Origin of the sequence: Microcoleus sp. M2_D5 (genome assembly GCF_036701935.1) — a bacterium.
Lineage (GTDB): Bacteria > Cyanobacteriota > Cyanobacteriia > Cyanobacteriales > Microcoleaceae > Microcoleus.
Genome location: NZ_JAUBRP010000095.1, coordinates 8288 through 21334, shown reverse-complemented (window position 1 = coordinate 21334; position 13047 = coordinate 8288). Strand labels below are relative to the sequence as shown.

The window sequence follows — 13047 nt, the reverse complement described above, 5'->3', positions numbered from 1 at the left end:
CGCCCGTCATGAGTGGACGGGCGGGACGCCCATCCCACTTTCAAGAGTGGAAGTTATTTAATTCTGATTCCTAAACATCCTACCTTTAAAGTTGTTTCACTTTCCGTCTTGGCTAATAGGTTGCTTCGGCCAAGTAAACCGAAAAGTTGCTCCCTCACCTTCGGCAGATTCTAGGGAAATACTGCCCCCTTGACCTTCGACAATTTTCTTCACCAGCGACAAACCAATCCCAGTATTTTCAACTTTATCGCGAGCTTCCAAGGTCTGAAAAATCACAAAAACTTTATCGTGATATTGAGGAGCAATTCCCGGCCCGTCATCCTCTACAGAAAACTCGTAAAAATCATCTAACTCTTTAACCGATATTTTTACGTGACCCGATTCAGCTCGGTTGTGCTTAATTGCGTTGCTAATTAAATTAGAAAAAACCTGCTGTAGCGGCAATTTTTCGGTCACGAAAGTTGGCATTCCCGGTGCCACTTTAACCTCAAATTCAGACGGTGGCGCCAACGAATCAATAATTTCGGCTAATAAATTCTCAACTTTTACCATTTCCGAAGGCACTTGAATCCGTCCGACGCGGGAATATTGCAGCAGTCCCTCAATCAAACCTTCCATCCTGTGAACTCTGCCGCGCAGCAGGTTCATTTGGTGCAGAGTATCCTCTGTCATTGACTCGCTGAGGTCTTCTTCTATCCAACTGCTGAGATTGGCGATCGCCCTGAGCGGCGCTTTCAAATCGTGAGAAACTACATAAGCAAACTGGTCTAATTCTTGATTCCGCTTTCTTAAAACATTCGTCGTTTGAGCCAGCATCTGCGCTGTCCAACTCAATTCTTCAGCGCGCAACCGCAGTGATTCCTCAGCTTGTTTGCGTTCCCTAATATCTTCTACCACACCCATCAGAAATTGAGTGCCATTTTGTTCTCGCAGCAGCGAAACCGTTAAGTTCGCCCACACCAACTCTCCGTCTTTGCGGATGTAGCGCTTTTCCAAAGAGTAATTTTCAACTTCTGCTGCTAACAATTGGCGCAAAAGTTCCAATTCGCTTGCCAAATCTCCCGGCCAAGTAATCTCCTGAAATCTTTTCTCAACCAATTCTTGCCGGCTGTAGCCCAAAATTTCGCAAAGTTTTTGATTGACTAACAGAAATTTGCCTTCCACAGTCTTTTGAACCATGCCGACTGCCGCCTGCTCAAAAGTAGCGCGAAACCGCTGGGCGCTTTGGGCCAAAGCAATTTCTGAGCGTTTGCGATCGCTAATATCGTTGCTGATTTCCAAAATAGCGATCGGTCGATCTTGCTCGTCGCGCTGCAAAGTCCACCGGCTGGCCACCGTTATTTTTGTCCCGTCTTTCTTAGTTCGCACCAGTTCTCCTTGCCAAGAACCCTTCTCGAAAAATACTTTTTGAATTGCCTCAAAAGGTTGAACCCATTCTGTTTGTAAAAGCTTGTGAATATTTTTTCCTACTGCTTGCGACTTCCGCCACCCGTAGAGCCACTTGGCCCCTAAATTCCAATAAGAAATCGCTCCATTCAAGTCTAGTACCGCGATCGTATCGTTGGCCAAATCCAGCATTTGCGCTTGCTTTCGCAGAGTTTCCTCGGCTTGTTTGCGTCCTCTGGCATCGCGGCAAATCGCAATAAACAAGTGTTGATTTGCCAGACGCATTTCGCTGACTGCCAACTCCATCGGAAACTTCGTGCCGTCGCTGCGAATACCAACTGTTTCTTGTTGGTATGTCTTCAGCGTAGTATCTGGATGTAACACAAAATATTCTACCGAATAATCCCCCACGGTGCTGTAAGGCTGGGGTTGAGCTATCAGTTGCCGCAAGTTAGAGCCAATTATTCGATCGGCTTTCTCGCCAAAAATCTTTTCTGCTGCCCTATTAAAAGACTCAATATTTCCCCGTGCGTCCAAAGTGATAATCCCGTCAGCCGCATTGTCTACCACAGCTTGAATGCGACTTTTACTTTCTTCCAAGCCTGCTTCCCGCTTCCTCAATTCCTTCTCTAAACCATCAAATAAATACCAGGAAGCCCCGGCACCAAAACAGCCGCAAAGCAAACCAGCAACTTGCACAAAATTAGTGAAATCTATCAAACCCCGTCTTTGCCGATCTAGAGCTTTCTGGTAGGCTTCGCCTGCATTAGCAAACACATTAATTTTTGCACGCAGGTTATCCCTCCTCAATTTGCCTTGAGTGAACACCTCAATTATTTCCGGCGACGGCACGCTTGTTGCCGAACTGTCGAGCTTATTCAAAGTGTTTTGCAAGAAATTTATATGCTGTTCGGTACTTTTTTTGATATCTTCAAATCGCTGAGCTTGCAGTGTATTTTCTTCTACCATAACCTTGAGTTCAGCCAGCAGCGGAGGCAAACTCTTCTTGGCTTCTAAGTAGGGTGAGAGAAATGCGCGGCGCTTCGTCAACCCGTAACCTCGAATGCCCGTTTCCGCATCTACCACGAGGGTTAACAAGCGGTTAGTTTCCTGAAGTATTGCCCTATTAGTATCTGCTCGTTCTCTTATCTGTATGGTAATCTGCCGGAGGCGTGCAATTGCTAGCAGTGAAGCAAACAGAAAAATAATGGGGATAGCAACGATGATTGTTCCCCGCTGGCGAATTGGTCGGTCTGTCCATACAAAGTGGAGGCAGCGATCGAGCAAATACTTCACGGATATTGAAGGAGAAAGTTTTCTGCCAGTATATCGCTTTTTAGCAGTTTAGGCTATGGGTAAGTTCGTTTTTTTATTGGGCGAGCGCCGGGGACTAACCGTGGAAACTAGATTAGACCCCTGCGATAGCTACCTGCTGACACTAACAGCAGATTTTTTGGCACGGTATTTAAACGGAGGCAGGGAGAAAGAAAGGACTTTTTTCGACACCGAGACAGCAGGCGAAGCAGAAACGATCGTTTCTGCTTTACCTTCGTTTTCGCCTTCGGCTTCTGCTTTCAAACTAGAGTCTGTTTCGCCAGTGTTTGGAACACTTGTAACTACAGTAGTCCACCTGCCTGTAGCGGGATCGCGATAACAAGTAAAAGGGTTTATTTTTAGCGGTTGACTGCAAGGTTTAATCATGTAGATGCACTCCTTTGATTCTGAGAAATTGTGCATTGCTTTCAGCAGCAGTGCTATCTCGCCCGTAGAAGCAGTATGAAGGCAAAAAGCAGAATTGTGTTTCTGCGTCCAGAGACTTTTGAAACTTCCTGATTTCCTGTTAAATTTTGCCTTCTACTGCTTCGCGACCATAGCATTACTTTTACCAAATTGCCTTTCTGGAAGCAACCCCCCACCGCCTTAATTAGGTTGAGGTGGGACTTGTGAATGCAGCGAGGCGCCCGATCGTGCCTGCAGGACAATCTTGGAATAATATAGGTATTCTAGGCTGAAAAAAAATGCTACTGTGTGATCGACAACAGAGGTCGATCGCGATCGGTGTCACAATTAAAAAGGGAATGGGTAATTGGTAATGGGTAATTGGTAATTGGAAAATTGGTAAGGGGGAAATTATTCCATCTTTTGCCATCCGTTTTATCCGTTAAATCCGGTACACAATTCCGGGAAAATTTCCCACCCGTTAAATCCCTTAAATCCCCTACCTTGCTAGTTGCCCAACTTGTTTCTAACTAATATCAACTTTGGCATTTAAATGAACCGTAAAAGTAGAGCCAACATCCAACTCACTCTCAACAGTAATATCGCCGCCCATCATCTGGCAAAACAAGCGGCTAATGGCCAATCCTAAACCGGTGCCGCCGTACTTGCGAGTAGTCGAAGCGTCCCCTTGAATAAAAGGTTGAAACAAACCCTGCTGCTGTTCTGCCGACATTCCAATCCCCGTATCAGATACCTGTAAATAAACCCAATCGCTGTCGCCTGCGGGTTCGCGAGTCGCGCTCAACAGCACCGTTCCACCTTCGGTAAACTTCAGGGCATTCGAGAGCAAATTGAACAAAATTTGCCTGACTTTGGTCAAATCAGCATACATCACTCCCAAATTGTCCGAGCAAGAAACTTGCAATTGATTGTGATTTTTTTCGACCAAAGGGTGCAAAGTTGCAACGACTTCTTCTATTAAATTACTGAGGTCAAATTTTTCTAAATAAAGCTCCATCCGACCGGCTTCTATCTTAGAAAGGTCTAGAATATCGTTAATTAAAGTCAGCAAGTGTTTGCCGGCGTTATAAATTTTTTGGGTGTCGGGAACGATCTCTTCGAGTCCCGATTCCCGTGCTTCTTCTTGTAGCATTTCGCTGTAACCGATAATCGCGTTGAGCGGCGTCCGCAGCTCGTGGCTCATGTTGGCTAAAAAAGTGCTTTTAGCTCTCGAAGCTGCTTCAGCTTTGTGTAAGGCTTCTTGCAAAGCTATTTCGGCTCTTTTGCGCTCGGCAATTTCGATGCGGAGCAGTTTATTGGCGGCGGTGAGTTGAGCGGTGCGCTGATCGACGGTCATTTCTAGCTGCGCTTTGGCTTTGGAGAGTGCTTCCTGAGCCCGCTGGCGCTCAAATCCTTCGATCGCCAGCGCTACCAAATTTGCCAAAGAATCAGCGAAGGTGCGTTCCTCCAGAGCCCACTGGCGGGGCGCGCCGATATGTTCGAGAGAGAGGATGCCCACGATCTGCCCGCCGAGCCTAATTGCTACATTTAATATGGATGAATTCGGCTTGCTGGGATTTGTCTGCACATCGGAATGTTCGCCTAGGGAAGATGAGCGGGACAAATTTGTTTGTAGAGAGTTTTGAGTCTTTGTCGTAGGTTCTAAACCATTGTCCGATCGCAAATTTTCGCGGGGTGCGTCGCCTTCAACATCTAAAATTGATAAATTTAAATCGCTTGCGGATATGGAATCCCGGCTCAAATGATTCTCCTGGGTGCGATCGTACACGTCGAGACAAACTAATTTGAGGTTGGGGATTTTAAACTTAGAATGATTAGCCCCCTCGTGTTGCTCTGGGGCAGCGGTATCTGTCTCGATTGCCTCTGTTTGGTTGTGGGCGAGCACTCTCTCCGTAAAATTTAGCTGGGGATCGCTGGGGTAGCGATTTCCAAATCTTCCGTGGTTGTAAAGCCAGACGCTGACTTTTTCGACATCCAAAGTCCGGGCTGCAGCCTCGGTAATTTCGCGAATTCCCACATTCAGCGCACCGCTGTTGAGAGTCCTCTGCCTACCTAGCTGCAACAAGGCCAAACTCTGGCGGCGCAGACGCTTTTCGCTCTCTTGGAGGGTTTTTTCTGCTTCCTTGCGCTGGGTGAGGTCGTACAAGGCGCACAATGCCGTCTGCTGCCCGTTAAACACCAGCGACTGAACCGAGATCATCGCCCAGAAAGCGGTGCCGTCTGATTTTTTGCAGTGGAGTTCGTAGTTTTGGAGGTATCCGTCCTTAGCAAGTGCCTCAAGTACCTGTGGGCGATCGGCGGGGTTGAAGTAAAAGTCTGGAGTGCTGCAGCCGATCAATTTTTCTAGGGGTATGTTCAGGAGAGAAGCCAATTGAGCGTTCGCATACATAATTAAGCCGTCACAGAGGCGAGAAACTAATATCGGCACGGGAGTTGCCGCGGCGATCGCCCGAAACTGCTCTTCGCTCGAACGCAGCGCCAACTGAGCTTTGCTCAGCAAGTGAGCTTCCATCGTATCTGAATGTTCGGTGGTAGTCTCCAGTAAAATTTCTAGGTCAACCTTTTCGCGCTTCAAGTTTTCAAGTTCCGCACTCAGCCGTTGAACGTCGAAAAGTAGCTGTTCTGTCGATGGTTCTTCCTGCATAGCAATTGAAAATTGGTAATTTTTAGTCGGTTCTGAAGTTTTTTATGGTTTTGTGCTAGTTTAACTATGACTTATTCCGATTAACTTCAGCCACCCCGATCCTGGTTCTCGGACTTAGCCGGGGATTCATCTTTACCTTTTTCGCTACTATTCCAATTCTAATTGCAAGGAAGGCATCAGCCGCTGCAAGTTTTTCAGGGATTTTATCTGCCAGGGGATCTGTTTAGAACCTTTGATGGCGATTTGAATATTTTTTTGCTGGCGCACTTTGATCACAAATTTTGAGACTATATTAATTCCAGAACTATTTAAAAATTCTAGCTTTCGCAAGTCTAGAGTCACCGTGTTTGGGCAGGAGTCAGCCACTTCGTTGAGCAGATCGACGATCGGTGCGTATTCTTCCACCTGGCTGAGTCGGAACGAGCCGCTACAGGTAACTGTTTGCGTAGCCCGATCGTACTGGATCGTGTAATCTTTGGTCTGAATCTCCATACTTTTGTCAGTTGCCGGTTTTTAGTGGTAAAGGGTCTTTGGCTGCGCGAGCGACGATTGAGCTTCAGGCTAGCACGATCCAAATTCAGCCGTTTGCCGAATGCCGAAGGTCTTTGTGCGTGTAACTTTTATTACATATACTGCCAACTGTACCATTGCCACAGGGCAGTTATGAGTTATTTTAGGATTTAGCGGTTGTGATACCAGTTGAAAAAAAGAATGCAACTGTTGACTAGCTCCCAACCCTGGTAGTCATCACTCATTGCCAATCTAACATTTCAAATCTCAAATCTCAAATTGTATGAGTTGTGGGGGTTAACGAGACGAGGTTTTGCGGAAGTTCCGATCTATCTATTCGATTTTTGTTCTCAATTTGGTATTGACAAAACTTCCAAAATGTGAGAAATATTTCACATCTGACACTGAAGTGAAGGGGAGAATATTTAATGGCAATTTCAGGAATTACAGAAAAGCTTTTGGCGGCTAAAAAAGCTAAGGGAATTAGTTTTGCAGATTTGGAAAAAGTTTTGGGGCGCGACGAAGTTTGGATTGCCGCGGTTATTTACCGTCAAGCTACCGCATCAGCAGATGAAGCCGAGAAAATTGTCTCGGCTTTGGGACTAGATAGCGAGACGGCTGCGGTTCTCTGTGAACCTCCGTTAAAAGGTTCCTTGGAGCCATCGGTTCCGGTCGATCCGCTGATTTATCGTTTCTATGAAATTATGCAGGTTTACGGGATGCCGCTCAAAGCAGTGATTCACGAAAAATTTGGTGACGGGATTATGAGCGCGATCGACTTTACTATGGATGTCGAGAAAGAAGCAGACCCAAAAGGCGATCGAGTGAAAATAATTATGTCGGGAAAATTTTTGGAATACAAAAAATGGTAAGCCCTTGCCACTTTACCTCCAAGTGAAAATTAAAGATTCAAAATTTGCTCGAATGAGTCACGACTAATGACTAAAGCCTCAAAAGTGTTAACTTAGAAATAGAGATAGCGAAGCTTGACTCCGCCAAAAAACGGAGACAAGCCCCCGACTTAAGTCGTGCAGCTCCCCAAATTTTAGACCCTAGTTCAACTCCAAAATTAATCTGTGGAGTAAATCTATAATCTAAAATCTCAAATCGACTGACTGGCTTGGGTGTCGGATCGGGAAACCCTTCTAGGGCAAAGCTAAGGTCGATCGCGCCGCAACTTCCCCAGTCGAAACAAGCAACCGCAACCGTAAAGTAAGAGGCAAATATGTCAAAATATGACTCCCATCTGAGATGCTCCTTTTGCGGCAAGTCGCAAGAGTACGTCCGCAAGTTAATAGCTGGGCCCGGCGTCTACATTTGCGATGAATGCGTGGAACTGTGCAATGAAATTTTAGAGGAGGAATTCTTTGACTCCAGCAAAACAATTGGTCAACAGATTCCCCACTCAGAGGTGCGAGAGTCTCAGGGACAAGGAACGCGGCGCTCGGGTCGATCGAATAAATCGAAAATTGTTTTAGGTCAAATTCCCAAACCGACAGAGATTAAGCAGCATTTAGACAACCACGTCATCGGCCAGCATTCAGCCAAAAAAGTCCTTTCTGTAGCAGTTTACAACCACTACAAGCGCTTGAGCGTTGACCAAGCTAAAGATAGCGACAAGTCTTCCCCTGACAGCGATGTAGAACTGCAAAAATCCAACATCCTGCTAGTCGGGCCCACAGGTTGCGGTAAAACTTTGTTAGCGCAAAGTTTGGCGCAAATGCTCGAAGTTCCGTTTGCGGTAGCGGATGCGACGACACTGACAGAAGCTGGATATGTCGGCGACGATGTAGAAAATATCTTGCTGCGGCTGTTGCAAATGTCCGATTTTGATGTGGAAGCGGCGCAGCGGGGCATTATTTATATTGATGAAATTGACAAGATTGCTCGCAAAAGCGAAAACACTTCGATCACTAGAGATGTATCGGGTGAAGGAGTGCAGCAAGCGCTGCTAAAAATGTTGGAAGGAACAGTGGTTAACGTGCCCCCGCAAGGCGGCCGCAAACATCCTTACCAAGATTTTATTCAAGTTGACACTAGCAAAATTTTATTTATTTGCGGCGGTGCTTTTGTCGGTTTGGAAAAAATAGTTGAACAGCGTTTGGGTAAAAAATCTTTGGGCTTTATTCAGCCAACAGCAAGCGACAGCAACTCAACTTTGCCGGCGAAGGATAAGCGGGCTGCTGATATTTTGCAGCAGGTACAGCCGGACGATTTAGTCAAGTTTGGTTTGATTCCAGAGTTTGTCGGGCGGATTCCGGTGGTAACGGTGATTTCGCCGCTGGATGAAGCAGCTTTGATGCAGATATTGACCGAGCCCCGGAATGCGCTGGTGAAGCAGTATCAAAAGCTGTTGAAGATGGACAGCGTGGAATTGGAATTCCAGCCGGAAGCGCTGCGGGCGATCGCCCAAGAGGCCTATCGCCGCAAAACTGGCGCCAGAGCTCTCCGCAGCATTTTAGAAGAGTTAATGCTGGATGTGATGTACGAGTTGCCTTCTCGCAAGGATGTGGCTAACTGTACGATTACTCCTGAAATGGTTGAGAAGCGATCGACTGCTGAATTGCTGTGGCATCCCGCATGGCACAAACAGCACGAAACTGCATAATTTGTAATCTGTAGGGTGCTTGTGGCGCACCCTACAAGCTTGGCAAATTTACTTTATGACAGTTAAAAAAATGTCAGTCAATGTAGCTAAAACCAGTAAAAAATCGAGATTGCCAGTATCCAGTTTGCTGCCGAGGATTGCAATTTACAGCGCGGTTGTGGCTGGCATCATGGCGTCATTTTACGATTTCGCACTCAATACGATCGTCCCGCCCTCGTCCCGGCCAAGGGGTAAGAATTTTTTTGAAGCCATAAAATATATTTCAAGCATCAATAGAGCGCAGCAAGCTTACTATGCAGAATACGGTCAATTTAGCCATTCCATTGGAAAATTGAGTATTGGAATTAAAGAACAAACCAATAACTATTATTACACGATCGTATCATCAATGGGCCCGGTTCAAACCTCGTACAATCAACGCCAATCGGCACAATTTGAAAGCGCGATCGCGATAGCCCAACCTAATGATATGAATACCGATAAATCCTACACGGGCGCAGTATTTGCTTTCAAAGAAAAGGGTAGCAATATTATAACAACTATTTCGGCAATTTGCGAGAGCGATCGAATTAATGCAAGTTATGCAGAAACTTGGAATCCGCCAACTTTTGACGGCAAAGAAATTCACTGCCAGCCCGGAACAACTATCTTAAGGTAAGACCTTGAAACTATTTTGCGCCACTTTTTTACCGTCTAAGTAAAATTCAAACTTCCAATTTCCAGGCTTGTCATCCTTTTGAAAATTGTACCAACACCAAGTATTTAATCGATCGCCCGTCGTTTTTAAATAAGATTGACTTTGGGCTGCGGATAGTTTTTGAGGGTTGACAACCTTACAATAACTTCTATATTCTCCTTCTGGCAAGTTAGCAGCACTTACAGCAAAATAGACTTTTTTGTTTTTTTTCAAAGACCAAACCGCCCTAATTTTCGTAGATTCTAATTCGTCAGTTAACATTACTTGAGTCTTAGGGTTCAAATTTTCTGAGTTGATTACTGATTTGATATCTACTGCTGTTTGAGGTTCGGGAGATTTCCAAAAAAGCGGAAGAAAAATAGCAGAAATTGCTGTTAATACTCCAACTGATATCAATACCGGTTTTAAGTTGTTACGCTGCTGAACTACTTCGAGGGGAATCAAAGCATTTAAAGCCTCATCTGCGGAAGGATAGCGGTGTTTGAAATTTGGTTCCACCATTTTTTGCAGCCAGTCAAGAAACTCTGGAGTTAGCTGCAGCAAGTGATGTTTAAAATTAATCCGCCCCGTATCGTCCATCAAGCTGCCAATTTCAGTAGAATGGATGCCGATTAGCAAGCAAATTAGCGTCGCGCCGAGACTGTATAAATCCGATGCAACAGTTAGCTGGCGGTTGAACATTTGTTCTGGTGGCATAAAGCCCAAAGTGCCTTTAACAACGCTGCTGGCGGCCACTTCTCCCCCGCCGATTCTAGCAAATCCAAAATCGACAAGGCTGACATTGAGGCGATCGTCCACCAAGATATTTTCCGGTTTTAAATCTCTGTGAATAACTGGCGGAACGCGGTTTTGCAAGTATTTGATAATTTCTAAAACAGAGATAGCAATTTGCTTGGTTCGCTGCGGTGTTAGCTGGCGCAAAATAGCGAGAGAATCGGCATTTTTGTATTCCTGTACCATGCAGAAACCCGATGCGGTTTGGAAGGAATCTAAATAGCGGGGAATGTTGGGATGATCCAGTTCTCGCAAAATCTTAATTTCTTGTTCGCAAGCTTGATATTGAGCCCAATTAGCGCCTGTTTGGGCAAATTGAAATTGTTTGACAGCGACGGAACGTTGGGTATTAATTTCAATAGCGAGATAGGTAACTCTCCCGCCGGCGCGATTGTGTCCGAGTTGGCGATTTATTTGATAGCCGTAGTTGGAAAAGTCAGGAAAAGCGTTCATAAATTTTTAAGGTTTGTAGTCATGACTTCAGTCTTTAAAATAAAAATTTGGAAAAATCCGAACTAAAGTTATTAGTAAAAACAGTTGATTATGGTTTAATCAAATATGGCTTGGATTTGCGGTAGGCAGCAATCATTCTGTTTCTTTTAAAAACAATCAAGTAAAGTAATGGAATGGCGGTGACGAGGAGAGGGGCAGTCGTACTTGCTGCTAAAACTAAAACTTTTAAGGGTTCGATCGAGTCTATCTCATTTGCAAACCTTAAGTACCGTTGAAATACGGCTCCTAAACTGATGTAAAATCCAGCGGTGAGAAATGCGATCGCTACAGCATCTTTCTTAAAAGAACCTATTTTAATCTGTTCGTAACTCCTGGCTTTAGCTAAGGTATAAACTACCTTAAAAGAACCCAGATTAGTAACCAAAAGCACAAATATCAATGCTATACTCGACGGTAAATAAAAGACAATCAAAAGTCCACAACCTACAAAGGCCAAGATTGTCAAACTCCTACTTTTCTCAAAACCACCTGAAGCACCAACTATAGCTGAAATCACCAAACAAAAAAGTAAAGCGATTTCTTGACCCGTACTATTACCAAAAGCACTACCAACAAGTGATAAAAAATTAGTCGCTGCCAGAAATATTGCTGTAATCCCTAAAGTGCCTCCTAAGATAGATTGAAACCAATTTACATTTTTATTTCCTGTTGTATATATTGTCTTTTCTTTTTCTGTATAGAGCGTCTTTTCTGCTGCTGCAAAACCCGGAAGTAGGACAGCTATTAACGTGAAAAACATCGGTGAGTCCATCGGGTTGCTTAGCAGCCAACCGACGCAGATAAACACCAACATAAAACTCCCTCTATCTTTAAACAAATATGGCATTTGCTTGGGTTCTAGAAGAGGAGCAGTTTTAACTTGAATCTCAATTTTCTGGGTATCCGGATCGGAATTAACGTGGAGTATCATCTGGCGATGATAAATTTTACTTGCTAGTAATTTGCTCGTATCTACCGTTATTTTGCACCTGACCTCATTGCCCTCAAATTTCTGCGGTTCAAAGGAGATGTAAGGGTGGTCGTAAGGAGTATGTGGCGGATCGTTCGGGTGCGGCACTACTTCCCATCGACCTGCTAAAATTGTATCCGGAATAGGGTTGCTAACGGTAACGATTTGTGTTACTTTTCCTCCAAATTCTGCGGCGGTGAATTGAATGCGATCGCGCTCAATTCTCACTTTCGGCAAACTGCTGACATCCAAAGATTCTAGCGCCGTTAAAGCATCCGCAGCCGATGGATATCTCTCTTGCAATCTCGGCGCTACCATCCTCTCCAACCAATTCATCCAACCCTGCTGCAATGGCGGTACTAAATGCCGGAAATGAATGCCATAATTGGCATCAACTAAATTACCGACATCCGCAGATTTTGTCCCAGTTAACAAGCAAATCAGCGTTATCCCCAAGCCGTAAAGGTCGGATGCTTTTGTTAATTTTCGGTTGAACATTTGTTCGGGTGGCATGAATCCCATCGTGCCTTTGACGACGCTGCTAGCCGCGATATTTCCACCTCCTAGCCGCGCAAAACCAAAGTCAACTAAATAAACATTGAGTTCGTCATCTATCAACAAGTTTTCGGGCTTAATGTCGCGGTGAATTATCGGCGGTTTCTGAGCTTGCAGGTCAACTAAAATGTCTAAAGTTGCGATCGCAATTTGCTTGATATCCGGCGGGGAAAAAGTCCGCGCGACAGCAGATTCAGCATTTTTGTATTCCTGCACCATGCAGAAACCGCTGTCTGTTTGAAAAGAATCGAGATAGCGGGGAATGCCCGGAAAATCCAGATTTTGCAAAACTTTAATTTCTTGTTCGTAAGCTTCGTATTCTGCCCAGCTAGCACCTAATTGAGCAAATTGAAATTGCTTAATTACAACTAATTTTTGAGTATTCGTATTTTTCGCTAAGTATGTAACTCTGCCGCCGAGAATGTTGTGTCCGAGTTCTTTTTCAATCTGATAGCCGTGAGTGGAAAAATCGGGGAAGGCGTTCATATAGTTTTTAGTAATGTTTTTGTGGGAGGGGCTTCTCGCCCGTCATTAACAGGCAAGATGCCTGTTCCACAAAGAGTTATTTTTTTTGTGGGGTTATATCCTGTCAGCAACAGGCAAGATGCCTGTTCCACAAAGAGTTATTTTTTTTGTGGGGTTATATCCTGTCAGCAACAGGCAAGATGCCT

Annotated in this window: 9 protein-coding genes; 4 read left to right on the top strand and 5 right to left on the bottom strand. The window is 44.9% G+C overall.

All coding sequences use genetic code 11. The features are described 5' to 3' along the window. Window positions 1–96 precede the first annotated feature (96 nt). Window positions 97–2682, bottom strand: a complete 2586-nt coding sequence (locus tag QUA50_RS26430; protein ID WP_333268054.1) for a PAS domain S-box protein — start codon at window positions 2680–2682, stop codon at window positions 97–99. A gap of 55 nt (window positions 2683–2737) precedes the next feature. Here QUA50_RS26430 and QUA50_RS26425 point away from each other — a divergent pair, with 55 nt between their 5' ends. Continuing rightward, window positions 2738–3040, top strand: coding sequence for a hypothetical protein (locus tag QUA50_RS26425; protein ID WP_333268056.1), 303 nt, complete (start codon window positions 2738–2740; stop codon window positions 3038–3040). A 591-nt stretch (window positions 3041–3631) separates the two neighbouring features. Here the strand turns inward: QUA50_RS26425 and QUA50_RS26420 are convergent. Continuing rightward, complete coding sequence (locus QUA50_RS26420) at window positions 3632–5770, bottom strand: PAS domain-containing sensor histidine kinase (RefSeq protein ID WP_445243195.1); 2139 nt, start codon at window positions 5768–5770, stop codon at window positions 3632–3634. 147 nt (window positions 5771–5917) lie between these two features. Next, window positions 5918–6262: a slr1659 superfamily regulator gene (locus tag QUA50_RS26415; protein WP_333268058.1), complete on the bottom strand. Its 345-nt coding sequence runs from the start codon at window positions 6260–6262 to the stop codon at window positions 5918–5920. Between the two features lie 446 nt (window positions 6263–6708). Between QUA50_RS26415 and cynS the strand changes: the two genes are divergently transcribed. The 3 genes from cynS (at window position 6709) to QUA50_RS26400 (ending at window position 9546) form a co-directional block, all read left to right on the top strand. After that, entirely contained in the window at window positions 6709–7152 is a 444-nt protein-coding gene (cynS, locus tag QUA50_RS26410) for a cyanase (RefSeq protein WP_333268060.1), read from the top strand. Between the two features lie 353 nt (window positions 7153–7505). Next, on the top strand, window positions 7506–8888 hold the full coding sequence (gene clpX, locus QUA50_RS26405; protein ID WP_333268061.1) for an ATP-dependent protease ATP-binding subunit ClpX: 1383 nt from the start codon (window positions 7506–7508) through the stop codon (window positions 8886–8888). A gap of 55 nt (window positions 8889–8943) precedes the next feature. Beyond that, entirely contained in the window at window positions 8944–9546 is a 603-nt protein-coding gene (locus tag QUA50_RS26400) for a type IV pilin-like G/H family protein (RefSeq protein ID WP_333268064.1), read from the top strand. On the opposite strand, the gene QUA50_RS26395 is transcribed toward QUA50_RS26400, so the two are convergent. Together QUA50_RS26395 and QUA50_RS26390 are read right to left on the bottom strand one after the other, a co-directional pair. After that, the gene (locus tag QUA50_RS26395) at window positions 9538–10812 is read right to left on the bottom strand and encodes a serine/threonine-protein kinase (protein WP_333268065.1); all 1275 of its coding nucleotides are present in this window, start codon (window positions 10810–10812) and stop codon (window positions 9538–9540) included. The genes QUA50_RS26400 and QUA50_RS26395 overlap by 9 nt on opposite strands. A gap of 88 nt (window positions 10813–10900) precedes the next feature. Next, window positions 10901–12862: a serine/threonine-protein kinase gene (locus tag QUA50_RS26390; RefSeq protein ID WP_333268067.1), complete on the bottom strand. Its 1962-nt coding sequence runs from the start codon at window positions 12860–12862 to the stop codon at window positions 10901–10903. Window positions 12863–13047 lie beyond the last annotated feature (185 nt).

Coding starts and splice junctions, on each gene's coding strand:
- QUA50_RS26425 (WP_333268056.1), top strand. CDS start 2,738: ATGGGTAAGTTCGTTTTTTTATTGGGCGAGCGCCGGGGACTAACCGTG.
- QUA50_RS26420 (WP_445243195.1), bottom strand. CDS start 5,770: ATGCAGGAAGAACCATCGACAGAACAGCTACTTTTCGACGTTCAACGG.
- QUA50_RS26415 (WP_333268058.1), bottom strand. CDS start 6,262: ATGGAGATTCAGACCAAAGATTACACGATCCAGTACGATCGGGCTACG.
- cynS (WP_333268060.1), top strand. CDS start 6,709: ATGGCAATTTCAGGAATTACAGAAAAGCTTTTGGCGGCTAAAAAAGCT.
- clpX (WP_333268061.1), top strand. CDS start 7,506: ATGTCAAAATATGACTCCCATCTGAGATGCTCCTTTTGCGGCAAGTCG.
- QUA50_RS26400 (WP_333268064.1), top strand. CDS start 8,944: ATGACAGTTAAAAAAATGTCAGTCAATGTAGCTAAAACCAGTAAAAAA.
- QUA50_RS26395 (WP_333268065.1), bottom strand. CDS start 10,812: ATGAACGCTTTTCCTGACTTTTCCAACTACGGCTATCAAATAAATCGC.
- QUA50_RS26390 (WP_333268067.1), bottom strand. CDS start 12,862: ATGAACGCCTTCCCCGATTTTTCCACTCACGGCTATCAGATTGAAAAA.